Below are 22880 nucleotides of genomic sequence, written 5' to 3' on the forward strand. Positions count from 1 at the left end.
AGGTCACGGGCCGAACGGGTCGGGCCGCTTCTCCAGGAGCTCGTGCAGGGAGGCCTGGATCGTCTCGCGCACCTGGTCGGCCAGGTTGTAGACGACCAGCGGATCGTCGGCGAACTCGGTGAGGTGCGCGGTCGGGATCGGCGGGCAGAACTGAATCAGCCACTTGCTCGGCAGCGGCACCATGCCCAGCGGCCCCAGCCAGGGGAAGGTCGGCGTGATCGGGAAATACGGGATCCCGAGCAGCCGGGCCAGCGGCTTCAGATCGGCCAGGATCGGATAGATCTCCTCGGCCCCCACGATTGCGACCGGGACGATCGGCGTGCCGGTACGCAGGGCCGCCGAGACGAACCCACCCCGGCCGAAGCGCTGGAGCTTGTAGCGCTCGGAGAACTTCTTCCCGATGCCCTTGAAGCCCTCGGGGAAGACGCCGACCAGGTGTCCCGAGGTCATCAGGCGCTCGGCATCCGGGTTGCAGGCCACGGTGGCGCCGGCCGCGCGGGCCAGCTCGCTCATCACTGGCATCCGGAAGACCAGGTCGGCACCGAGCAGCCGTAGGTGGCGCTGCTGCGGGTGCTTGTCGCGCAGGCCGACGGTGAGCATCAGGGCGTCCAGCGCGATCGTGCCGGAGTGGTTGCCCACCACCAGAGCGCTGCCCTCGGCCGGCACGTTCTCGATGCCGAGCACCTCGGTCCGGAACCAGTCCCGGTAGAGGATCTTCATCAGCGGGTGGAAGACCGCCTCGGCCAGCTCGGGGTCGAAACCGAACTCGTCCACCTCGTACGCCCCGGCGAGCCGGCGGCGCAGGAACGCCAGGCCGTCGGCGACCCGGCGGTCCCAGACGTCCAGCGCGTCGGTCGCGGGCGCCGGCTTCTCCGGCATCGGCTCGCCCTTCTCCGGGATCGGACGCCGGCCGTTGACCCTCTGCACCGGCGGCGGCTCGGGCAGCCGGAACTCGGTGTGGCCGGGCAGCATGTCGCGATACTCGTCCTGACTCACGGCGTCTCCCGTCCGGCCGGGGCGGGCTCGGCCGCGGCCGCGGCCGCACGGACCCGGCGGATGCCGTCCAGGATCGCGGTCTCCGCGGCGGCCAGCCGGTCGGCGGTCAGCGTGGAGCCCGCGGCGTGCGCCTGGATGAACTCCTCGAACGCGGCGGCCGTGGTGCGCGGGGTGAAGCCGAACTCACGGACCAGGCGGGTCGTGTCCACCACCCGGCCGTGCACGAAGAGGTCGACCTGGTCCATGCCGATCTGCTCGACGCCGAGGTTGCGGAGCAGGGCGGCGCCGGTGGAGAGGGCCGGCTCGGGCAGCGGTAGGGAGAGGCGCCCGGCCCGGCGGACGGCCTGGGAGAGCATCACGACGCCGGAGCCGGCGACGTTGAAGGTCCCCGGATGGTCCTCGGTCACCGAGCGGTGCAGGATCTCGAGCGCGTCCTCGACGTGCACGAACTGGAGCCGCGCGTCCCGGCCGAGCACGGTGGGCACCACCGGCTGGGCGAAGTAGCGGGTCAGCGACGTCTCGGCGGACGAGCTGATCATCGGGGCGAAGCGCAGGACGGTCGCCGCCACCTCGGGCCGGCGGCGACGGAAGCCGCGGACATACCCCTCGATGTCGAGGATGTCGCGGGCGTACGCCCCGCGCGGCACCGCCCGCGGCTCGGTGTCCTCGGTGAAGACCGCCGGGTCACGGAACGAGGCGCCGTAGGCGGCCGTGGACGAGCGCACCACGAGCTTGCGCAGCCGCGGAGCACCCTGGGCGGCGGCCAGCACCTGCATGGTGCCGATGACGTTGTGTTCCTTCATCGCCGCCCGGCCCCCGTGCCTGCTGTCGGGCACGCTGGTGATCGCCAGGTGCACGACGGCCTCGGCGCCGAGATCGGCGATGGCCTGGGAGGCCGCCCGCGCGTCGGCCCGGATCCGCTCCACCCCGTCCAGCAGGCCCAGAAGGCGTGCGGGCGGGTCTTGCGGATCCAGACCGACGACACGGTCGATACGAGGATCAGCGGCGAGGCGGGCAGCCACCCGAGCGCCGTAATAACGGCTGACTCCGGTGACCACGACAACGCTGGGCGGTGAGGTCACCACGGGGGCACCCTTCGATGCGCGGCCTCGATCAGATGGCAAGTGCCGTCAACGGCCGGACTGTGAGCCCGGCCGACGGTCACTTGCCGAGACGGCGACGCTGGACGCGGGTCTTGCGCAGCAGCTTGCGGTGCTTCTTCTTCGCCATACGCTTGCGGCGCTTCTTGACCACGGAGCCCATACGAAAAGCCTCTCGAGAAACCATGTGGGTGGCCCGGCACACGGCCGGGACCGGACTGGACGGCACCCGGACCAGCGGCGCCAAACTGCAGCGGCGCGCGTGACCCGGGAACCAACCGGTCCAGCGTACCGGCATGCCCCAGCCGGGCCAACACGGCCCCGGTCGTCAGGCGCTCTGTGAGAAGGCGCCACGCAGATACTCGTGTACCGCGTGCTCGGGCACCCGGAACGAACGGCCGACCCGGACGGCGGTGAGATCACCACCATGCACGAGCCGGTAGACGGTCATCTTGGAAACCCGCATGAGCGCGGCCACCTCGGCCACTGTCAGGAACCGTACCTCCGAGAGGCGTTCCTCGGTCTGGGCTGGACCCGTCATCGCGTCGCACCGATCCTTTCGCAATCCTCCGCGGCCGGAGCGGCCGGAGGATCCGGAGACCGCGGGGATGACGTGCGTGTCATCAGAACGGTATCGATACGGCTGTGACCAACGCGATACGTTCCGTGAAATGCCCAGAAAAAGTCAAGCCTGACACGCGGAATCCGTGGTGGTATCGACCGTTATTTCCTAGAAGCTACCGCTCGTGCCAGAAAGCCGACATTCCCGGGACGCTCGGCCAGGCGGCGCATCAGGTGGCCGTACCACTCGCCGCCGTACGGCAGATGGATCCGGACCGTATGACCGCTGCCGGCCAGCCGGGACTGCTCCTCCGGGCGCACCCCGTACTGCATCTGGAACTCGTACTCCGTGGTGGAGCGGTCGAACCAGCGGGCCCGGTCCTCGGCGATCGCGATCAGCCGGGCGTCGTGGGTCGCCACCATCGGGTAGCCCTCCCCCGCCATCAGGATGTTCAGGCAGCGCACGAACGACTTGTCGACGTCCAGCGCGGACTGGAAGGCCACCGACTCCGGCTCCGCGTACGCGCCCTTGCACAGCCGCACCCGCGACCCGGCCGTGGCCAGCTCACGACAGTCGCCCTCGGTCCGCCGCAGGTACGCCTGCAGGGCCGCCCCGGTGGACGGGAATTCACGTCGCAGCTCGGCCAGGGTCTCCAGGGTCGCGTCGGTGGAGTTGTGGTCCTCGGCGGCCAGCGTCACGACGGTGCCCGCCTCGGCCGCCGCGGAACAGATCGCGCGCGCGTGCTCGTACGCCAGTTTCTCGTCGATCCGCTGACCCAGGGCCGAGAGCTTGACGCTGACCTCGGCGGCCGGCGTCAGCCCGGCGCCCTTGAGCCGGCCGAGGACCGAGACGTACTCGTCGCGGGCGGCGACCGCCTGCTCTATCGTCCGGGTGTCCTCGCTGAGATGGTCCAGGCTGACGCACAGGCCGTCGTCGACGAGCTCGCGGCTGACCAGCAGAACCTCGTCGGCGCCCGGCCCGGCGACGAACCGCTGCACGATCCCCCGGCTGACGGGTGCGGACTCGACGAGCCGCCCGAGCCGGGTGGATCCGGCAGCGGCGAGAAACAGGGTACGGAGCATGCGCCGAGCGTAACGTCCGGACCTGGCACGGACCCCGGGCAACACATACGTGCCCCATGAGGTCAGGTGCGGCTACCGTTGTCGGGTGAACTTCGATGCGTACGCCCGTACGGCGATAGACCTCGTCAACGCAGGTCTGGATGATCTCGCCGGATTGCGGGCCCTGTTCAGCAGCGAGCAGGAATACATGCGCGACCAGGTCACCGAGAAGGACCTGGCCCCGTTCCGCCGCGCGCAGCGGCGACTGCGGGAGGTCTTCGAGTTCGGCACCTCCGGGCAGGACAACGAGGCGGTGCGCGAGCTGAACGGGCTGCTCGAGGCCTACCCCGTGCAGCCACGCATCTCCGGGCACGACGCGAGCGACTGGCACATGCACGTGACCAGCCGCGGCTCGTCGGTCAGCGCCGAGTATCTGGCCGGAGCCGTCTGGGGCCTCTCGGTCTGGCTCTGCGAGTACGGGAGCGCCCGCTTCGGCATCTGCGCCGACGAGCGGTGCGGCAACGTCTACCTGGACACGTCGTCCAACAACTGCCGCCGGTTCTGCTCGGAGCGCTGCGCCACCCGGTCGCACGTCGCCGCGCACCGGGCCCGTAAGCGCGCCGCGGCGGACCTCACCCCTGCGTGACGGCCGGGCTGGTCTCCAGGTGCTTCCGGGCGAACTCGAGGGCCTCGCGGAGATCGGCCTCGCGGGCGGGGCGACTCGCCGCCTTGCGGGTGTTGATCTCCAGCGCCACCGAGCCGGTGAAACCGCGCCCGGCCAGCGACCGCAGCAGCTCGGCACACGGCTGATTGCCGCGGCCGGGCACCAGGTGCTCGTCGCGGCCCTCGCCGGTGCCGTCGCCCAGATGCACGTGCCGCAGGCCGGCGCCCATCCGGTCGGCCATCTCCAGCGCGTCGATGCGTGAGGCCGCACAGTGCGACAGATCCAGCGTGTACGCGTCGAAGCCGGTCTCGGTCGGGTCCCAGCCGGGGTTGTAGGGCACCACCCAGCGACCGGCCATCTTGACCGGGAACATGTTCTCCACCGCGAAGGTCAGGTCGGGGTGCCGGCCGCGGATCCTGGCCAGGCCCTCGGCGAAGTTGCGGGCGTAGTCGCCCTGCCAGCGGAACGGCGGGTGCACCACCACGGTCGGCGCGCCCAGGCTCTCGGCGAGCTGGGCGGCCCGGGTCAGCCGCTCCCACGGGTCGGAGCTCCACACCCGCTGGGTGACCAGCAGGCAGGGGGCGTGCACCGACAGGACCGGCACGTCGTAGTGGTCGGCCAGCCCCTGGAGGGCACCGGCGTCCTGGCTGACGGCGTCGGTCCAGACCATGACCTCGAGGCCGTCGTAGCCGATCGTGGCCGCCATCTCGAACGCCGCCGCCGTCGGCTCCGGGAAGACCGAGGAGCTGGAGAGAAGCACGGGTACGCGGGAAGTCACGCCCTCAAGCGTAGCCGCGCGAGGCAGGGCCGGATATATCAGCTCTAAACGGTCATGATCCACGAGTGGGCGTACGCTGACCCGGATGAGCCGCGCGACACCATCCCGGGAAGTACCGCTCGACTTCCCTCGCGAATGGATCGAGTTCCTCGATCCCGCCGACGAACAGCACCTGGTCCGGGCCGACCTGACCTGGCTGCTCTCCCGCTGGACCTGCGTCTTCGGCTCCGCGTGCCGGGGCATCCTGCCGGGCCGCGCCGAGGACGGCTGCTGCTCACACGGCGCGTTCTTCACCGACGCCGACGACGAGACCCGGGTGAAGGCGGCGGCGGCGAGGCTCACCCCGCAGACCTGGCAGCACTACCGGCGCGGGTTCAAGAACTACACCGAGGTGGACACCGTCGACGGCAGCAAACCCGCTCGGCGTACGGCCACGCGCTCCGCCGACGGCCCGTGCGTCTTCCTGAACGAGGCCGGCTTCCCGGGCGGCGGCGGGTGCGCGCTGCACGGACAGGCCCTGCGCGACGGCGTGCACCCGCTCAAGTACAAGCCGGACGTCTGCTGGCAACTGCCGATCCGCCGGGAGCAGGACTGGATCACCCGACCGGACGGCACGAAAATCCTGCAGTCCACTTTGAGCGAGTTCGACCGCCGCGGCTGGGGGCCGGGCGGCCACGATCTGGCCTGGTGGTGCACCTCGTCGCCGGAGGCCCACGTGGGCGCCGAGCCGATGTACGTCACCTACGCGCCGGAGCTGACCGAGCTGATCGGCGAGGCGGCATACGGCCGGCTCGCCGAGCTCTGCTCTGCCCGTATCAAGGCCGGCCTGATCGCCGTCCATCCGGCGACCAGGGCGGCCGACGCCGGGCGTCGGGTGACCCGAGCACGGGCGGGTCACCCGACACCCCCATAGTCGCACGCTACTTGGTATGCGACAAGGGTGAATCAGGGCTCGAACTTGTAACCCAGACCGCGCACGGTGACGATGTAGCGCGGCGCGGACGGCTCCGGCTCCACCTTGGAGCGCAGCCGTTTGACGTGCACGTCCAGCGTCTTGGTGTCACCGACGTAGTCGGCGCCCCAGACCCGGTCGATCAGCTGGCCCCGGGTGAGCACCCGGCCGGCGTTGCGCAGCAGCAGCTCGAGCAGCTCGAACTCCTTCAGCGGCAACTGCACGCCCGAGCCGTCGACGGTCACGACGTGACGCTCGACGTCCATCCGGACCGGACCGGCGGCCAGCGTCGGCGCCGTCACCTCGGGCGCGTCGGCACCCTGGCGGCGGAGCACGGCACGGATCCGGGCGACCAGCTCACGGGGCGAGTACGGCTTCGTGACGTAGTCGTCCGCTCCGATCTCCAGGCCGACGACCTTGTCGATCTCGCTGTCCCGGGCGGTGACCATGATGATCGGGACTGCGGAGCGCTGTCGCAGCTGACGACAGACCTCGGTACCGGACATCTCGGGGAGCATGAGGTCGAGCAGCACGATGTCGGCACCGGTCCGGTCGAACTGCGTGAGAGCGGAAGTCCCGGTCGCAGCGACCGACACCTCGAAACCCTCTTTGCGCAGCATGTATGACAGGGCGTCGGAGAACGACTCCTCGTCCTCGACCACGAGCACGCGGGCCAATGAAGTTCCTTCCGTCGTCGGCGGCGGGCTCAGCGCCCGGCCACACCGGACTCGATCTCAATCGCCGTCGGTGACGACGAGGGGGACTCGGGGGTCGCGCCGGTAGGCGCAGGGTGAACGTAGAGCCGTCGCCGAGTGAACTGGTCACGTCGACGCGGCCCCCGTGGTTGGTCGCGATGTGCTTGACGATCGCCAGGCCGAGGCCGGTGCCGCCGGTGGACCGGGAACGAGCCTGGTCGGCGCGGTAGAACCGCTCGAAGACCCGCTCCACGTCCTGCGGAGCGATGCCGATGCCCTGATCCGCGACGTCGATCTCGATCCAGTCGCCGCTGTTACGCATGGTGAGCGAGACGACGGTGTTCTCGCCGGAGTACGCGATCGCGTTCTCCACCAGGTTGGTGACCGCCGTGGCGAACTGGCTGTCGTTGCCGTACGCCATGACGCCCTTCGGGCCCTCGTAGGTGACCTCGATGCTCTTCGCCGACGCGGTCGTCCTGGTCCGGTCGATCACTTCGGCGAACACCCAGTCGAGGGAGACCGGCTCCGGGTTCGGCAGCGGCTCCGCCCCTGCAGCCGGGTGAGCTCGAGCAGCTCGTTCACCAGACGGCCCATCCGGGCCGACTCGTGATGGATGCGCTCGGCGAACCGGCGGGCCGCCAGCAGGTCCTCGGACTGCGCCTCGAGCGCCGCCTCGGAGAGCTGGGTGGCGTCGAGCAGCGCCTCGGCCAGGAGCTGCAGCGCCCCGATCGGGGTCTTGAGCTCGTGGCTGACGTTCGCCACGAAGTCACGGCGCACCCGGGCCAGCCGGTGCGACTCGGTCACGTCGGCGGCCTCGACCGCGACGTGTGTCGAGTTCAGCGCGACGGCCCGCAGGTGCAGGCCGAGTGGGGCGTGCCCACCTCCGGCCCGGCCCCGCGGGAGATCGAGCTCGACCTCCCGCCGCACCCCGGTCCGCCGGACCTGGCCGGCCAGCGTACGCAGGATCGGGTGAGCGGCGATGGTGCCCGGAGCCCCGCCGGAGCGGAGCAGTCCCATCGCCCGGGCAGCCGGGTTCACCAACACCGGATGATCGTCGGCGTCGAGGACGACGACTCCCACCCGTAGCGAATCGAGGCTCTTGCGTCCGAGCCCCTTGAGGCCGTGTTTGCCTCCCGGGCGATCGTCGTCCGGTTCGATAGCGGCGCTCCCCTCCGGTGCCCCGGTCCGAGCCTCTCCGCCCGGCCGGCGGATTCGGGCAAGGGCGAGTCCCGCTCCCACACCGACGGCGAGCGCGGCAGCAACCATGCCGACGGCGTATTCCCACTCCACGCTGCGATCGTAGGGTCATTGTTTACCTGAACCACAGGGCCATTACGGCAAATCGGGCGCGCGTCGAATAATGTTCACCACTGCGCCCGCCCTCGTTCACCGGCGTTCATGTTGAGGCCGCTCCACGCCCATAGCCTGGTCAGCGCACCCCCGGCCGTCGCCATCGGCCGTCGCCGTCGAAAGAGGGATCTGAGAAATGCGCGAGGAGTACCAGGCCGATCTGGTCGAGGTGAGCCGCCTGCTCGTGACCATGGCGGAGTCGGTCCGCGCCGCACTCCGCAAGGCGACGTCGGCGCTGCTGACCGCCGACCTGAAAGCCGCACAGTCCGTGATCGAGCGTGACTCCGAGGTCGACGCGATCTACGAGCAGGTCGAGCTCAAGGTCGCCGACACCATCGCCCGGCAGGCGCCGGTCGCGTCGGACCTGCGCCGCGTCATCACCGCGCTGCACATCGGCGCCGACCTGGAGCGGATGGGCGACCTGGCCGAGCACGTGGCGAAGACCGCGGCCCGCCGGCACCCGTCCCCGGCCGTCCCGGCCGAGCTGCGGCCCACCTTCAAGGGCATGGCCGAGGTCGCCGACCACATGGCGGAGAAGATCACCTCGCTGCTCGGCAAGCCCGACGCCGAGCTGGCGGCACAGCTGGAGTCGGACGACGACGCGATCGACGACCTCGAGCGCGAGCTCTTCAAGATCATGCTGGCCGACGACTGGCCGTACGGTGCGGAGACCGCCATCGACGGCGCCCTGCTGGGCCGCTTCTACGAGCGCTACGCCGACCACGCGGTGAACATCGGCGAGCATCTGATCTACCTGATCACCGGTGAGACGGTGGCGCAGATCGAGGACTGATCCGATCTCCGGCGCGCGAGCCGGGAGATCCAGGGGCCGGGACACCACGGGGGTGTCCCGGCCCCTGTCTGCTACTTGCGGCCCTGAGCGGCGACCGCGGCGGCGGCCTCCTTGGCGGCGACCGGGTCGAGATAGGTGCCGCCCGCGGTGATCGGGCGGAGGTTCTCGTCGAGGTCGTAGCGCAGCGGGATGCCGGTCGGGATGTTCAGCCCGGCGATCGCCTCGTCGGAGACGCCGTCGAGGTGCTTGACGATGGCGCGCAGCGAGTTGCCGTGCGCCGCGACCAGCACCGTCTTACCGGCGCGCAGGTCCGGGACGATCGCGTCGTACCAGTACGGCAGGGCCCGCTCGAGCACGTCCTTCAGGCACTCGGCCTTCGGCAGGACCTCCGGGGCCAGCCCGGCGTAGCGCGGGTCGCCGGCCTGGGAGAACTCGGAGCCGTCCTCGATCGGGGGCGGCGGCACGTCGTACGACCGGCGCCAGAGCATGAACTGCTCCTCCCCGTACGTCTCCAGGGTCTGCTTCTTGTCCTTGCCCTGCAGGGCGCCGTAGTGGCGCTCGTTGAGCCGCCAGTGACGCTTCACCGGGATCCAGTGACGGTCGGTGATGTGCAGTGCGATCTCACTGGTCCGGATCGCGCGCCGAAGAAGGCTGGTGTGCACCACGTCGGGCAGCACCCCCTGCTCCTTGAGAAGCTCGCCGCCGCGCCGGGCCTCGTTCTCACCCTTGGCGTCCAGGTCCACGTCGACCCAGCCGGTGAAGAGGTTCTTGGCGTTCCACTCGCTGTTGCCGTGCCGCAGCAGCACCAGGGTTCCAGTCATGACCACATCTTCCCCCGAGGCCCTGCGGTGCGTACGGGCCACCCGGCACGTGTCCGCCACCACACCGAAACCCGCTTGCGCGAAGGTCCCAGATGTAAGGGAATAAACCCCGCCGACTACTTACGGGGAGATGATCGTGCGAGGTTGGTTACGGCAGGCGGCCGGTGGGCTGCCCCGGCAGTTCTGGTTCCTCTGGACCGGCACCCTGATCAACCGGGTCGGCTCGTTCGCCGTGCTCTTCCTGAGCATCTACCTGACCAGCGAGCGCGGGTTCTCGCAGAGTCAGGCCGGCCTGATCCTGGGCCTCTACGGCGTGGGCGGCGCGATCGGCACGGTGTCCGGCGGCGTGCTGGCCGACCGTTGGGGCCGCCGTCCGACCATGCTCGTGGCGCAGTTCGGTGCGGCCGGGCTGATGCTTGCCCTGGGGCTGGCCCGGACATACCCGGAGATCGCCGTCGCGACCTTCCTGCTCGGCCTCTTCGCCGAGGCGGTCCGGCCGGCCTTCTCGGCCATGATGATCGACGTGGTCCCGGAGCCGGACCGGGTGCGGGCGTTCTCCCTGAACTACTGGGCGGTCAACCTCGGCTTCGCGGTCGCGGCGATCCTCGCGGGCTTCGCGGCGAAGGTCGACTACCTGCTGCTCTTCAGCGCCGACGCGGCCACCACCCTGATCACCGCGATCATCACGGCGATCTTCCTGGCCGAGACCAGGCCGGCCCGCCACCCGGGGCGCAAGGCGTCACCGGGCGGCCTCGGCACCGCGTTGCGGGACGGCAACTTCGCCGCCTACCTGCTGCTCAGCTTCGTCTCGGTGCTGGTCATCCTGCAGCACCTGTCGACACTGCCGATCAGCATGCTGGCCGACGGGCACACGGCCGCCACCTACGGCACGGTCATCGCGGTGAACGGGGTGCTGATCGTCTCCGGTCAGCTCTTCGTCCCGAAACTCATCGAGGGACGCGACAGCGCGAAGGTCCTGGCGGTGGCGGCGCTGCTGGTCGGTTCCGGTTTCGGGCTGGTCGCCCTGGCCGAGACCCCGATCGTGTACGCGTTGACGGTGATCATCTGGACTCTCGGCGAGATGCTGCAGTCCCCCAGCAACGCGGCCACCGTGGCGGCGCTCTCCCCGCCCGGCCTGCGTGGTCGTTACCAGGGTCTGAACTCGCTCTCCTGGTCGGCCGGGACGGCGCTGGCCCCGATCCTCGGCGGCCTGGTCCTGCAGCGCGCCGGCGACGCCGTGCTCTGGGGCGGCTGCTTCGTCCTGTGCGCCGTGGTCGCGCTGGGGCAGTTGCTGGCCGGGCCGGCACGTGCGCGGCGGGCGATGCGGCTGCGACTGGCCGAAGAGTCGACGGAGTCGGAACACGCGGCGGCGAGTGCCTGAAAAGCGGATTCGCGTGCCCCGTCATGCCATTAGGCGGGGCCGCATCGATAGAGAATGATCCGGCCGTGTCCAATAAGTGAACAGCAGAAACAAGCCGGAAACAAAAGCGCCGGCGGCGGCGGACGACACCCATCCCCATAGGCGCCGCCCGCACTTACCGCCGGTCTCGGGTCGCGCCGTCCCCCAACGGCTGATGCCACCCGTCCCCAAACGCCGAACCGCGGCGATCATTGCTGATCGACCCGTTCCCCGAACTAACGGCTCGGCGTCCATCGACCACGCTAGTTGGGCCGTGCAAGCCTTACAACCCGATTTCGTGTCGACATCTGTCTCAACCGTCACATTCACCAACAACCAACCGATCGGACGAGCCGCCAATCACTCTTCCGGGTTTCGCAGTGAGGAAGGAATCACGACAACCGCCGTTCGGTAACCCGGTCACGGCAAATGGCACGACGACGTAGACGACCATCGAACCAGTCGTCCACCGCCTCGGGGAATCCTCGGCACATCGCCGGAAGGGTGCCCGTACCCAGGGACGGCACACCTCACACATCGATCAGCGAGAAACCGGCGGACCACAATGGACCATCCGGTACGGATAGGCGACGTCCCCGCCTTCTCGCGATCTTGGAAGCCTGGCAGGTTTCGATCTTGGAAGCCCGCCGGCTCACGATCTCGGGGCCGGCGGCGAATCGACCGGATCCGGGCCGGGCGACTACTCGGGCCGCTCGACGAGGTGTTTGAAGGCCTGGAGGTTGGCCGTCGACTCGCCCCGGCTGACCCGCCACTCCCACTCCCGGCGGATCGACGACCCGAACCCGATCTCCAGCATCGTGTCGAACGACTCGTCGGCATACGTCAGCACGGAGCCGAGCAGACGGTCGAGCTCGTCGGCGTCCAGGCTCTTCAGCGAGACCCGGCCGGTGAGATAGACGTCACCCGCCGTGTCGATCGAGAAGGCGACACCGTACATCCGGGCGTTCCGGCGCAGCAGCCAGGCCCACAGTTCCTCGTGCCGCTCGTCCGGCCGGCGCATCACGAACGCCTCGACCCGCAGCGAGTGCTCGCCGACGATCAGGTTGCAGGCCGTCTTCAACTTGTGCGTGCCGGGCAGCGAGACCACATAGGAGCTGTCGCCGGTGGCCTCCCACTCCAGCTCCCGCTCGGTCAGGATCCGCTCGATCAGCTCGGTCACCATGCTCGGGACGCCCCCATCCATAGGTTGGTCAGTATGCGCAGGACGCACCCTCGACTCGCGCCGCGATGAGCGCCCGATGCGCGCTCACCGCGTCACGGTAGACGCAGAGCAGCGTCTCGGCAGTGCGATCCCAGGAGAACTGCGACGCGTGGGCGACCGCCCCAGCGGCCAGCCGGCGCCGGTGACCGGGCTCGTCGAGCAACCGGTCCAGCACCCGCGCCCAGTCACGCGGATCGTGGCCGTCGACGAGCACGCCGCTCACCCCGTCACGCACCGCGGTGACCAGGCCACCGACCGCGGCGGCGACCACCGGCGTGCCGCAGGCCTGGGCCTCCAGGGCGACCAGGCCGAAGGACTCGTTGTAGGACGGGACGGCGACCACGTCGGCGGCCCGGTAGAGAGCGGCCAGGTCGTCACCGGTCTGCGGTGGAAGGAACACCACCGAGCCGGCCACCCCGAGGCTGCCGGCCAGCTCGATCAGGGCGGTGGGCCGGTCGAGGCCGCTGCCGCTCGGTCCACCGCAGATCACCAGGGTCGCGCCCGCCCGCATCTCGGCCAGGGCGGCGATCAGCACATCGGGCGCCTTGAGCGGCTGGATCCGGCCGACGAACGCGATGATCCGGCCGCGCTCGGGCAGGCCGAACCGGGCCCGGTCGGTCGCGCCGGGCCGGAACCTCCGCAGGTCGACACCCGGCGGCACCACGCTGACCAGCGACGGGTCGGCGTCGTAGTGGCTGATCAGATCCTGCGCCTCGAACTCGGTGTTGGCCACCAGACGGTCCGACGCGGCGACCACCTGCTCCTCGCCGATCACCCGCGCTTTCGGCTCGGGCCGATCGCCGGTCGCGATGAACCTGTTCTTCACCTTGGCCAGGGTGTGCGCGGTGTGCACGTGCGGCACGCCCCAGCGCTCCCGGGCGAGCCAGCCGACCTGCCCGGAGAGCCAGTAGTGCGAGTGGATCAGGTCGTAGTGGCCCGGCGGATGCGCGGCCTCGGCCCGGAGCACGCCGTTGGTGAAGGCGCAGAGCTGGGCGGGCAACTCCTCCTTGGCCAGCCCCTCATAGGGCCCCGCGGTGACGTGGCGCACGAGCACCCCGGGCGACATCTCGACGACCGGCGGCAGGTCGCCGGCGGTGGCCCGGGTGAAGATCTCCACCTCGACACCGCGCTCGGCCAGGCGCTTGGCGATCTCGACGATGTAGACGTTCATACCGCCGGCGTCACCGGTGCCCGGCTGCTCCAGGGGCGAGGTGTGCACGGAGAGGGTCGCGATCCGGCGGGGAGTGGGCCATCGGCCAGCGGCCCGTAGATCAGCCACGCTGACTCCCTCCGTATCGGTTCTGCAACATGCTTGTTGCGCCAAGGTTCATCTTCCCCATCGGCGTGCCGGGAACCACCACTCAGCCGACCCGGGGTGATCCAGGTCATTGATCGCCCGGGACGTTCCTCGTCATGGACCAGAATCGAGCCATGCAGAACATCGCAGTGGTCACTGGCGCGTCCAGCGGGATCGGCGCGGCCACGGCCCGCCGGCTGACCGCGGAGGGATTCCACGTCGTCGCCGCGGCACGGCGTGCCGACCGGCTGGAGGCGCTGGTCAAGGAGCTCGGGGCGAACGCCACGGCGGTCGAGTGCGACATCACGTCGGACGACTCGGTGGCCGGCCTGGCGGCGGCGGTGGCCGCGCTCGGCGGCCCGGTCACGCTGCTGGTCAACAACGCCGGCGGAGCGCGTGGGGTGGATCCGGTCGCCACCGGCTCGGTCGACGACTGGCAGTGGATGTACGACGTGAACGTGCTCGGCACGCTGCGGGTGACCAAGGCGCTGCTCCCCGCCCTGGAGGCGAGCGGCCGCGGCACGATCGTGACGGTCGGGTCCACCGCGGCCTTCACGCCCTACGAGGGTGGCGGCGGCTATGTGGCGGCCAAGCACGCCGAGACCGCCCTGGTCGGGACACTGCGGCTGGAGCTGGCCGGCAAGCCGGTCCGGGTCGTCGAGATCGATCCCGGCATGGTGCGGACCGACGAGTTCGCGGTCAACCGGTTCGGCGGCGACCAGGCCGAGGCCGACTCGGTCTACGCCGGGGTGAAGGAGCCACTGGTGGCCGACGACATCGCCGACTGCATCGCGTGGACCGCCACCCGCCCGCACCACGTCAACGTCGACCGGCTGGTGGTGCGCCCGATCGCCCAGGCCGCCCAGCACAAGGTCCACCGCGAGCTCTAGGTTCTGAGGGCATGAGACCGGTCGGCGCGATCACCCGGGGGACGACCAATCCCAACCGGCTCCGTCGCGTCGACAACTTCATCGCGTACCGCTGCGAGGGGCTCTTGAAAGAAGCGGCGCGGCCGCTGGTGGTCGACCTGGGCTACGGCGCCACGCCGGTGACGGCGGTGGAGTTGCGGGGCCGCCTCGCGGCCTCGGTCCGCGCCGACGTCGCGGTGGTCGGTCTGGAGATCGACCCGGTCCGGGTGAGCGACGCGCAGCCGTTCGCGGACCCGCCGTGGCTGGAGTTCCGGCGCGGCGGGTTCGAGCTGGCCGGGCTGGCGCCGGTGGTGGTGCGCGCGTTCAACGTGCTGCGGCAGTATGCCGAGGACGAGGTGGCCGCGGCCTGGCGGGCGATGACCGCGACCGGCGCGCTGCTGGTCGAGGGCACCTGTGACGAGCTGGGCCGGATCGCCACGTGGACGGTCGTCGAGGGCGGTGTGCCGTCGACGCTGACCCTGTCGGCCCGGCTCCCCACCCTCACCCATCCGGCGGTCTTCGCCGAGCGGCTACCGAAGGCGCTGATCCACCACAACGTGCCCGGTCATCCGGTGCACGAGCTGCTGCGGGCGCTCGGCCGCGCGTGGGAGACCGAGACGACGCCGTTCGGGCCCCGGCAGCGCTGGCCGGCCACGATCCGGCGGATGCGCGACGAGGGCTGGCCGGTGCTCGACGGCCCGGCCCGATGGCGGCTCGGCGAGCTGACCCTGCCCTGGCCGGGCTAGCGGCCGGCCCCGCGCCCTCTCACCCCTGGTCCTTGCGCTCGAGAGCCTCCTTCACCGCGGCCAGCAGGGCGTCGGCGGTGAACGGCTTCTTCACCAGGATGTCGTCCTCGGTGATCTCGCCCTTGGCGACGGCGTGATCCTTGGGCAGCCCGGAGACGAAGACCACGCCGATCCCGGGCCGCACGCTGCGGATCGTCCGGGCCAGCTCACCGCCGGAGGCGCCCGGCAGGGTCAGGTCGGTGATCAGCACATCGATCTTGCCGGGGTGGTCCCGGGCGATCGAGAGGGCCTCGTCCGGCTCGCCGGTGGCCAGCGTCGCGTACGCCCCGCGGCGCTCCAGCATCCGGCGCATGATGTCGCGCAGATCCTCCTCGTCGTCGACGACCAGGATTGTCGGCCTCTCGGCGACCGGCGCCTCGGACATCTCGGTCCTCCTCGGGCTGGGGTCGCTCTCACGCTATCCGCCTCACGGGCCCGGCGTACGGCTCACCGTCAAAAACAGGCCGGCTCTCAGTGCCGTCTCCTAGAGCGTGAGACAGCGCTGGGAGCCGGCCGGAAGCTCAGAGCAGGTGACCGGTGTAGAGCAGCCGGTTCGGCGAGCCCTTGCCCGGGTCCTTGACCAGGTTGACCCCGGCGTTGGCGACCAGGTCGTCACGCACCTGGCGGGGCGTCCAGTCCGGGTGCGCGGCCAGCACCAGGGCGGCCGCTCCGGCCACGTGCGGCGCCGCCATCGAGGTGCCGCTCATCTTCTGGGTGGCGGTGTCCGAGCCCTTCGCGGAGGACTTGATGTCCACGCCCGGGGCGAAGATGTCGAGGCAGTTGCCCCAGTTGGAGAAGTCGGCACGCCGGTCGGCGGAGTCGACGGCACCGACGGTGATCGCATCCGGCGTGGAGGCCGGCGAGCTCTTGCAGCCGTTCTGGTCCTCGTTGCCGGCGGCGATCGCGTAGGTCACGCCCTTGTCGATGGAGCGCTTGACGGCGGCGTCGAGGGCCTTGCTGCGAGGACCGCCCAGGCTCATGTTGGCCACGGCCGGCAGCTTGGCGTTCGCGGTCACCCAGTCGACGGCGGCGATGAAGTCGGAGAACGCGCCGGAGCCGTCACAGCCGAGCACCCGCAGGGCGACCAGCTTGACGTCCTTGGCCACGCCGTGGGTGCGGCCGCCGATGGTGCCGGCGACGTGCGTGCCGTGGCCGTGGCAGTCGTTCGCGGTGGCGTCGCCGTCGACGAAGTCCCAGCCGCTGGTGGCCCGGCCGCCGAACTCCTTGTGACTGGTGCGGACACCGGTGTCGATCACGTAGGCGGTGATCGCGGAGGCGGACTTGTAGGAGTAGGACTTCGACAGCGGCAGCGCGCGCTGGTCGATCCGGTCCAGGCCCCAGGCCAGCTTCTTCGACTGGGTGTACGACGAAGCGGGCGCCTGCAGGGTCTTGCCGTCGACCACGGCGTCCTGCTCGACGTACTCCACCGACGGGTCGGCGGCCAGGCGGGCGGCCTCATCGGCGCCGGCTTGCAGGTGGAAGCCGCGGACCGTGGCGAGGTAGTTGCCGGCGACCGTGCCGCCGTACTTGCGGACCAGCTCCTGCGACGCGGTGGTGACCCGGCCGGCGGCGGGAGTGCCCGGCTTCAGAACCACGATGTAGCTGCCCGGGATGGCGCCCTCCACGCCGGTCCCCGAGATGGATCCCAGCACGGGCGCGGCCGGAGCGGCGACGGCCGTACCGGTCAGGCCCGCGAAGGTGGCGGTGGCGGCGCTCGCGGCGACGGTCAGTCGGATGGCCAGGCGGCGGGCGTCGTTACCGAACATATGTGGTGGGTCCTCTCGGTTGTGTTCTCAGGTCGTCGTGAAATTCCGGCCCGGGGGCATGCCGAAAGCAGCTGAGGGAAAGATTGGAGGGGGCGGGTTGTGCTCCCGGGTTCCTCCGGGTTGTGACCGGGTAGCACGATCCGGGCTGCCAGAGTCACAGCGCGAACCCCTAAGCCGCCCGGGAGGCGGGCCGAATCTCTCGCTGTCAGGACCCCTGCACCGCCACCGAAGCACCGCCACCGAGCAACAAGGAGAGCGATATGACCGCACTGCTGTCGCCCGAGATCGACACCGTCGGCGAACTGACCGAGCGCTGCGATCGTTGTGGGGCGGCCGCCAAGCTGGAGGTCGTCCTGACCAGCGGCGGAGACCTGGCCTTCTGCGGGCACCACGCCAACCGCCACCGGAGCGACATCGCCAAGGTGGCGAGCAGGATCCGCCTCGAGGACGGCTTCGACTGGGCGGGCAAGTAACCCTCCGCTCACCCTGGGTAGCCCGCGTTATGCTCTTTCCCTCACGTCTTGGGGGTATTTGTGCAGATCGCGGCGCATGACGTGGGCAGGTTGTCCCGGCTGGTCGCCGGGTGCGCCGGAGCAACAGCTGCCGCTTTCGGCGCCCTGCACGCGCTCGACCCCGGGCCGGCTCCAGCCCTGATCCCGGCCGGAGTCGCCCTTCTGCTTCAGGTCGTCCCGGCCACGGGTGTCCGGGCCGGCCGGCTCCGTGCCGGGGCGGCGGTGCTCCTCGCGCTCGCCGCCACCGGCCTGGGCGTCGCCCATCTGGGCTCCCACCCGGCCGCGGCGGTCGCCACCGCCCTCTCCGGACTGGCCCTGGCCTGCCTCGACCTGCGAGTGACCCGGCGCAGCGGCGGAATCGCCTTCCGGGTCGCCGACCCGCTCCTGCTCGGCGCCGCGATCATCGCGCTGGTCACCCTGGTGCCACGTCTCTTCGACGCCGTCGCCTCAGCCGGCGACGGGCCGGAGAGCGTCCTGCCCGCCTATCTGGCCGGGGCACTGCTCTGTCTCGCCACCGGCACCATCCTGGCCCGCCCCGAGGCGGGGCCGGCACGTGTCCTCGACGACTCCGGTCCGCGGGCGGCCGTACGCCGTGTGGCCCCCGCCCTGATCGCCGCTCCCATCGTCGCCGCCCTGGTCAGCGCTTTCGCCCAGCAGTCCGGCGTGAGCCGGGTGACCGCCGCGGTGAGCACCGGCGTGATCCTCGCCGCCCTCGCGCTGCTCACCCTGCTCGGCTATCTGGTCCGCACCCTCGACGACGCCGACCAGCGGCAGAAGCACCTGGCGGCCGAGCTGGAGGAACGGCAGGACTTCGCCCAGACGCTGCTCCAGTCGATGAACGAGGCCGTGATGGTCCTCGACGCCAACTACCGGGTGATCGACGTGAACCGCCGCTGGCGGGAGCTCACCGGCCACGACGGCCTCCCCGCCGAATCGCCGCCGCTGCCGCCACCGGGCACCGGCGGCGATTGGCTTCTGCCCCGCGCGGACGGCACCGACGTGCCGGTGCTCGCGACCATGGCGGCCATCCCGGACGCGGCCGGCGCGACCCGGGGGTACGTGGCCACCTACATCGACATCGCCGAGCGCAAGCAGGCCGAGGTGGCGCTCACCGAGCACGCCGCCGAGCTGGAGCGCGGCAACGCCGACCTGGCCGCGGCCCTGGCCTTCAAGAACGACCTGACCTCGATGCTGACCCACGACGTGGCGCAGCCGATCAGCTCGATCGCCAGCCTCGCCGAGCTGCTCTGTGCCGACTGGGCCGATCTGCCCGAGGACATCCGGCTCGAGCTGGCCACGAAGATCGACAAGAACACCCGGCGGCTGATCAAGATGATGAACGATCTCCAGCTGCTCTTCCGGCTGGACACCGGGACGGTCACCGCCCGCCGGGTGCCGGTGCCGCTGCTCGAGGTGGTCGAGGCGGCCTGCGGCACGGCCATCGGCACCGGCGACATCGAGATCGCCATCGACGAGGAGCTGTCGGCGCTGGCCGACCGCGGGCATCTCAGCGTGGTGGTGGAGAACCTGCTGAAGAACGCGCTCGCCCACGGGGCGCCGCCGATCCACGTCCGGGCCGACCGGGGCGGTGACGGGACGGTACGCCTGACCGTGCAGGACAGCGGCGCCGGCATCCCCTCCGCCTTGCTGCCCAACCTGTTCGGCCGGTTCATCCACGGCTCCGGGCTCGGGCTGTTCATCGTCCGGCACCTGGTCGAGGCGAACGGCGGGACGGTCCGCTACGAGCCCGCCGAGCCCCGCGGCGCGCGGCTGCTGGTCACCCTCGAGGCGGCGCCGGCCAGCGCGTAGCGGCGGCGGACACATGCAAAAGGGCCCGGAGGCGTACGCCCCGGGCCCCGAACGGAAGCGGCTAGCCGCGCTCCTCCTCGTTGATCATGCCGTTGCCCCACATGTCGGCGCCGGAGGTGCGGCCGCCCATCCGGGCGGTGCCGGCGACACCGGTGTCCCAGCCGGCGCCCGGGCTCGGCGCGGGGGTGTTGCGATTGCGGATGCGCGCGGCCACCGCGGCCGGCGACGGGGTGTCGGCGCCGGGCAGCAGGCTGTGCGACCGCACGCCCATCGGCGGGGAGCCGACGCCGCTGTGCGGGATCGGCCGGCCGCCGAGAACACCGCTCTCCACCAGGCCCTTGAACGTGGTCAGGTCGGCCTTGAGCCGACGGTTCAGTGACTCCTGGCCGTGCCGGTCGCTGGGCATCAGGAAGGCTATGTCGGCTTCCAGCTGGGCGACGATCTGGGTCTTCGTCTCCCCCATCGGGCGCAGTGTGATCGTCTCCGCCAGCAGCGGGCCCTCCATGGTCGACCAGGAGACCCGCTCGTCCGGCGACCGCTCGATGATCTGGGCGTCGAACTCGCGTCGCTTACCGTCGACGTCCATGATCCAGTGGGTCTGGTCGGCGCCGATCGACGTCACCTGCCGCACACCGGTCATGAAACGGGGGTAGTTCTCGAACGCCGCGAGCTGTTCGTACACCGTGTGGACCGGTGCACTGACCTCGATAGCCTGCTGAACCATGCTCATCGCAACTCTCCCATACTGAAGTGCTGGCATGACAGAGAGTACGGAGGCGAGTGCGCATCGTGTTCGGTTTTGCTGTTCTCCTCAGACACGTCGCAGGTACTGCCAGCGCCCCACCTCGGCGGCGTACCGGGCGTCACTCGCCGGCGCCACCGTCACAGCCGACTCCAGGAGCATCTGCACCACGCGCGGCGATGGGCTGCGCCATGCCTCACTCACCTCGACGACCGCCCCGGTGGTCCGGCAGGCGAAGGCCAGGTCGGCGATCAGCTCCGGCGTCACACAGGAGTCGTCCAGCCCGGCCTGACCGAGCAGCGCCAGCGGTCGGGCGAGCTGTGCCGGCACGTACCGGGAGGCCCGTTCCAGGCCCTTGACGGTCGCCACCACCAGCAGCTCGGTCACCTGACCGGCGGTCAACAGGCCGAGGTCGAGCCGGGCGCGCACCTCGCGCGGGGTGAGCAGCTCGCCGTCGACGGGCAGATCGGAGACCGCAACCGAGAGCGCATCCAGCGGCGCCAGGTCCGGCGGCAGGGCCAGCCAGCCGTCCGGGCGGACCACCTCCACCTCGGCCGCCACCCGCAGCGTCATCTCGGTGCGGTGCCGGGCGCGGCGCACCGCGTCGGCGTACGCCGTGAGCCAGGTGGTGTCCGGGCCGGCCTGGTCGGCGAAGGTGAGCGCGGACAGGCCGGCCTGATCGGCGGCCGAGACCACCACACCCACGGCATCCCGGCCGGCCGCGAACCCGGTGTGCACATGCGCGTCCACCGCCAGGTCCAGCGCGCAGGCGGTGCCCACCGCACCGCCACCGATGACTGAATCGCGCTCTGCGCCCACGCTCGCTCCCCGGCTGAAAGGGGCGGGTTTCTCCCGCCCGATGATGAGAGTGAGGCCCCGATGTTGTCTCCGGGGTCAGTGCCCGGTGCAGGACAGGAGCGCGCTACGGGCCGAGACGCAAGAACGCCCGTCGCCGGCGGCGACGGGCGTCACTCGTGCTCATTCAGCCGTGTTGTCCGGCTTCTCCAACATCCTGGCGACCGCATGGACCGCATCCTCGGTCGGCGAGGCGGCAGCCCGGTTCGCCTCCTGCAGCTCCCGGTAGACCTCCTCGCGGTGCACCTGCACATCCCGCGGGGCCTGGATACCCAGCCGGATGACGTCACCACGGGCCTCGAGCACGGTGATCACGACATCGTCGCCGATCATCACGCTCTCTCCGGCTCGCCGCGTCAGGACCAGCATCAGCGACCCTCCATCCCTCGAACGAACAGCAAAGGCGCGGTCGCGTTGCGACCGCGCCCGCTTGTGGAGGGTCAGAAGTTCCGGTTCATGATCGCCCGAACCGGGTAGCCCGACCCGGAGAGGACGACCTGCATGGCGCGCATGCTGTCGCGGTCCACCACGATCGGCGCGAGCAGGTTCGCGGTGGTCTCGTGCTCGCTGGCGGTGATGACCGTGAGCAGGAGAAGCCGGTCCGGGTCCTTGGTGTTCAGCGCCGCGAAGACCGCATTCTCGATCTCCGGGGCGTAGTCCGGGAAGAAGGGCTCCGGCGGGGCCACCAGGAAACGGAGTTCGGGGTTCTCGATCGACGTGAACGCGTAGAGCAGACCGTCGTCGTTGAGACGCACCAAGACGAAATCCCGATGGGACGGGAACCCGGGCATGGGCACCGCCATCGTGATGGTCGGCAACCCGAGCGACGGGTCGGTCATGGTGGCCTCAATCGGTCGGGATGCGGTGCGAGTAGTCATGGTCACCTCAGGAAATCGATGAGCGAGGGCTGGATCACCTTGGCCGTGGCGGCCAGGGCGGCCTGATACGAGGTCTGCTGGAGTTGCAATTCCATGATCGCCTTGGGCAGGTCGACATCCTCGATATCGGACAGCTGCGACGACACGGACATCAAGCGATCCTCTGCGGACTGCTTCATCTGCGTAACCCGATTGTATCGGGCGCCTACGTCCGAAAGGGTTGAATTCAGGGTTTCTGCTGCTTTATCGAGGTTCTCCAGGCCTGCCTTGATGCCTTCGGGATCACCTGTGCGCATAGCGGAGGAAATGGAGTCGAGGACCCGGAAAAGCTGGGCCTCATTGGGCACCGGATCGCCGTTCCCGTCGACCTGCGGCGTCACGCCGTCGGCCTGCATCGCGCCGTCGGTGCCGAACACCTCCGGCCCGCGCACGTCGACACGAACCCGCGCATTCGGGCCGATCGCCCGGGTGGTCTCACCGTCCGCTTCGCCCACATACGCGCCGGAGGTGGCGTACGCCGTGGAGTCCGGTGTGAAACCGCCGAACACGGGGCGGTTCAGGTACTTGGTGTTGGCGAACTGGACGACCAGACCCTTGATCTGCTCGATCTCGTCGGCGCGGGCCCTGTTCGCCTGCGGGGTGCTTCCACCGCCGGCGCTCACGCCCTCCAGGGTCAGCGTGCGGACCCGTTGGACCTGGTCGTAGACGCTCTTCAGGGTGTCCTGCACGGTGCCGAGGCGGCCCATCGCGTCGTCCGCGTTCGTGGAGTACTTCTTGTTCGCGCGCACCTCGCCGCGCAACTGGAGCGCGGTGACCGTGCCCGTCGGCGAGTCCGACGGGCGGCGCAGTTGCTTGCCACTGGAGATCTGATCCTGCGCGTTCTGCGTACGGCTCAGATTCCGTTGCAGGCTCGCCATGGTTCGAGTGCGTACGGA

At 70.4% G+C, this 22880-nt stretch carries 25 protein-coding genes and 1 pseudogene; 8 read left to right on the forward strand and 18 right to left on the reverse strand.

Going from position 1 to position 22880, the window contains the following annotated elements:
• Positions 1-3: 3 nt before the first annotated feature.
• The 5 genes from ACQPZW_RS46100 to ACQPZW_RS46120 all read right to left on the reverse strand — a co-directional run bounded on the left by ACQPZW_RS46100 (position 4) and on the right by ACQPZW_RS46120 (position 3740).
• A complete protein-coding gene (locus tag ACQPZW_RS46100; protein WP_433792302.1) occupies positions 4-996 on the reverse strand; it encodes a lysophospholipid acyltransferase family protein in 993 nt (330 codons plus the stop codon).
• Positions 993-2081 carry an NAD-dependent epimerase/dehydratase family protein gene (locus tag ACQPZW_RS46105; protein WP_433792303.1) on the reverse strand — a complete coding sequence of 363 codons (1089 nt, stop codon included), beginning with the start codon at positions 2079-2081 and terminating at the stop codon, positions 993-995. The genes ACQPZW_RS46100 and ACQPZW_RS46105 overlap by 4 nt, the downstream gene beginning before the upstream one ends.
• Before the next feature lie 76 nt (positions 2082-2157).
• Positions 2158-2259: a 30S ribosomal protein bS22 gene (locus tag ACQPZW_RS46110; protein WP_007465623.1), complete on the reverse strand. Its 102-nt coding sequence runs from the start codon at positions 2257-2259 to the stop codon at positions 2158-2160.
• 165 nt (positions 2260-2424) lie between these two features.
• A complete protein-coding gene (locus tag ACQPZW_RS46115; RefSeq protein WP_014447695.1) occupies positions 2425-2637 on the reverse strand; it encodes a helix-turn-helix domain-containing protein in 213 nt (70 codons plus the stop codon).
• Between the two features lie 182 nt (positions 2638-2819).
• A complete protein-coding gene (locus ACQPZW_RS46120; protein ID WP_433792304.1) occupies positions 2820-3740 on the reverse strand; it encodes a proline dehydrogenase family protein in 921 nt (306 codons plus the stop codon).
• An 85-nt stretch (positions 3741-3825) separates the two neighbouring features.
• On the opposite strand from ACQPZW_RS46120, the gene ACQPZW_RS46125 reads away from it, so the two are divergent.
• Positions 3826-4365, forward strand: a complete 540-nt coding sequence (locus ACQPZW_RS46125) for a CGNR zinc finger domain-containing protein (protein ID WP_433792305.1) — start codon at positions 3826-3828, stop codon at positions 4363-4365.
• Here the strand turns inward: ACQPZW_RS46125 and ACQPZW_RS46130 are convergent.
• On the reverse strand, positions 4352-5161 hold the full coding sequence (locus tag ACQPZW_RS46130; RefSeq protein ID WP_433792306.1) for a sugar phosphate isomerase/epimerase family protein: 810 nt from the start codon (positions 5159-5161) through the stop codon (positions 4352-4354). The genes ACQPZW_RS46125 and ACQPZW_RS46130 overlap by 14 nt on opposite strands.
• Positions 5162-5246: 85 nt before the next feature.
• Here ACQPZW_RS46130 and ACQPZW_RS46135 point away from each other — a divergent pair, with 85 nt between their 5' ends.
• Complete coding sequence (locus tag ACQPZW_RS46135) at positions 5247-6074, forward strand: hypothetical protein (protein ID WP_433792307.1); 828 nt, start codon at positions 5247-5249, stop codon at positions 6072-6074.
• Between the two features lie 32 nt (positions 6075-6106).
• Here ACQPZW_RS46135 and ACQPZW_RS46140 read toward each other — a convergent pair whose 3' ends face one another.
• Together ACQPZW_RS46140 and ACQPZW_RS46145 are read right to left on the reverse strand one after the other, a co-directional pair.
• Complete coding sequence (locus ACQPZW_RS46140; protein WP_433792308.1) at positions 6107-6790, reverse strand: response regulator; 684 nt, start codon at positions 6788-6790, stop codon at positions 6107-6109.
• 29 nt (positions 6791-6819) lie between these two features.
• Positions 6820-8098, reverse strand: a pseudogene (locus ACQPZW_RS46145) (sensor histidine kinase).
• 196 nt (positions 8099-8294) lie between these two features.
• Here ACQPZW_RS46145 and phoU point away from each other — a divergent pair.
• A complete protein-coding gene (gene phoU, locus ACQPZW_RS46150; RefSeq protein ID WP_433792309.1) occupies positions 8295-8951 on the forward strand; it encodes a phosphate signaling complex protein PhoU in 657 nt (218 codons plus the stop codon).
• Positions 8952-9022: 71 nt separating this feature from the next.
• Here phoU and ACQPZW_RS46155 read toward each other — a convergent pair whose 3' ends face one another.
• A complete protein-coding gene (locus ACQPZW_RS46155) occupies positions 9023-9772 on the reverse strand; it encodes a phosphoglyceromutase (RefSeq protein WP_433792310.1) in 750 nt (249 codons plus the stop codon).
• Positions 9773-9908: 136 nt separating this feature from the next.
• On the opposite strand from ACQPZW_RS46155, the gene ACQPZW_RS46160 reads away from it, so the two are divergent.
• On the forward strand, positions 9909-11153 hold the full coding sequence (locus ACQPZW_RS46160) for an MDR family MFS transporter (RefSeq protein WP_433792311.1): 1245 nt from the start codon (positions 9909-9911) through the stop codon (positions 11151-11153).
• A 718-nt stretch (positions 11154-11871) separates the two neighbouring features.
• Here ACQPZW_RS46160 and ACQPZW_RS46165 read toward each other — a convergent pair.
• Together ACQPZW_RS46165 and mshA are read right to left on the reverse strand one after the other, a co-directional pair.
• A complete protein-coding gene (locus tag ACQPZW_RS46165; RefSeq protein ID WP_433797837.1) occupies positions 11872-12354 on the reverse strand; it encodes a YbjN domain-containing protein in 483 nt (160 codons plus the stop codon).
• A 28-nt stretch (positions 12355-12382) separates the two neighbouring features.
• Entirely contained in the window at positions 12383-13672 is a 1290-nt protein-coding gene (mshA, locus tag ACQPZW_RS46170) for a D-inositol-3-phosphate glycosyltransferase (RefSeq protein WP_433792312.1), read from the reverse strand.
• Between the two features lie 152 nt (positions 13673-13824).
• Here mshA and ACQPZW_RS46175 point away from each other — a divergent pair, with 152 nt between their 5' ends.
• Together ACQPZW_RS46175 and ACQPZW_RS46180 are read left to right on the forward strand one after the other, a co-directional pair.
• Entirely contained in the window at positions 13825-14580 is a 756-nt protein-coding gene (locus tag ACQPZW_RS46175; protein WP_433792313.1) for an SDR family oxidoreductase, read from the forward strand.
• An 11-nt stretch (positions 14581-14591) separates the two neighbouring features.
• Positions 14592-15344, forward strand: coding sequence for a class I SAM-dependent methyltransferase (locus tag ACQPZW_RS46180; RefSeq protein WP_433792314.1), 753 nt, complete (start codon positions 14592-14594; stop codon positions 15342-15344).
• Positions 15345-15363: 19 nt separating this feature from the next.
• Here the strand turns inward: ACQPZW_RS46180 and ACQPZW_RS46185 are convergent, their stop codons facing one another.
• Entirely contained in the window at positions 15364-15768 is a 405-nt protein-coding gene (locus ACQPZW_RS46185) for a response regulator (RefSeq protein WP_433792315.1), read from the reverse strand.
• Positions 15769-15904: 136 nt separating this feature from the next.
• Complete coding sequence (locus tag ACQPZW_RS46190; RefSeq protein WP_433792316.1) at positions 15905-17149, reverse strand: S8 family serine peptidase; 1245 nt, start codon at positions 17147-17149, stop codon at positions 15905-15907.
• A 260-nt stretch (positions 17150-17409) separates the two neighbouring features.
• Here ACQPZW_RS46190 and ACQPZW_RS46195 point away from each other — a divergent pair, with 260 nt between their 5' ends.
• Complete coding sequence (locus tag ACQPZW_RS46195) at positions 17410-17622, forward strand: DUF7455 domain-containing protein (protein ID WP_433792317.1); 213 nt, start codon at positions 17410-17412, stop codon at positions 17620-17622.
• A gap of 48 nt (positions 17623-17670) precedes the next feature.
• Positions 17671-19470: a PAS domain-containing sensor histidine kinase gene (locus tag ACQPZW_RS46200; protein ID WP_433792318.1), complete on the forward strand. Its 1800-nt coding sequence runs from the start codon at positions 17671-17673 to the stop codon at positions 19468-19470.
• Positions 19471-19531: 61 nt separating this feature from the next.
• Here ACQPZW_RS46200 and ACQPZW_RS46205 read toward each other — a convergent pair whose 3' ends face one another.
• The 5 genes from ACQPZW_RS46205 to ACQPZW_RS46225 form a co-directional block, all read right to left on the reverse strand.
• Positions 19532-20200 (reverse strand): SRPBCC family protein, encoded by a 669-nt coding sequence (locus tag ACQPZW_RS46205; protein ID WP_433792319.1) that lies wholly within the window; start codon positions 20198-20200, stop codon positions 19532-19534.
• 81 nt (positions 20201-20281) lie between these two features.
• Entirely contained in the window at positions 20282-21031 is a 750-nt protein-coding gene (locus tag ACQPZW_RS46210; RefSeq protein WP_433792320.1) for a hydrolase, read from the reverse strand.
• Positions 21032-21190: 159 nt separating this feature from the next.
• Entirely contained in the window at positions 21191-21436 is a 246-nt protein-coding gene (gene csrA / locus ACQPZW_RS46215) for a carbon storage regulator CsrA (RefSeq protein ID WP_433792321.1), read from the reverse strand.
• Positions 21437-21507: 71 nt separating this feature from the next.
• Positions 21508-21906 carry a flagellar assembly protein FliW gene (gene fliW / locus ACQPZW_RS46220; protein WP_433792322.1) on the reverse strand — a complete coding sequence of 133 codons (399 nt, stop codon included), beginning with the start codon at positions 21904-21906 and terminating at the stop codon, positions 21508-21510.
• A gap of 41 nt (positions 21907-21947) precedes the next feature.
• Positions 21948-22862 carry a flagellin gene (locus ACQPZW_RS46225; protein ID WP_433792323.1) on the reverse strand — a complete coding sequence of 305 codons (915 nt, stop codon included), beginning with the start codon at positions 22860-22862 and terminating at the stop codon, positions 21948-21950.
• Positions 22863-22880: the final 18 nt, after the last annotated feature.

Origin of the sequence: Actinoplanes sp. CA-252034 (assembly GCF_050956125.1) — a bacterium.
Classification (GTDB): Bacteria; Actinomycetota; Actinomycetes; order Mycobacteriales; family Micromonosporaceae; genus Actinoplanes.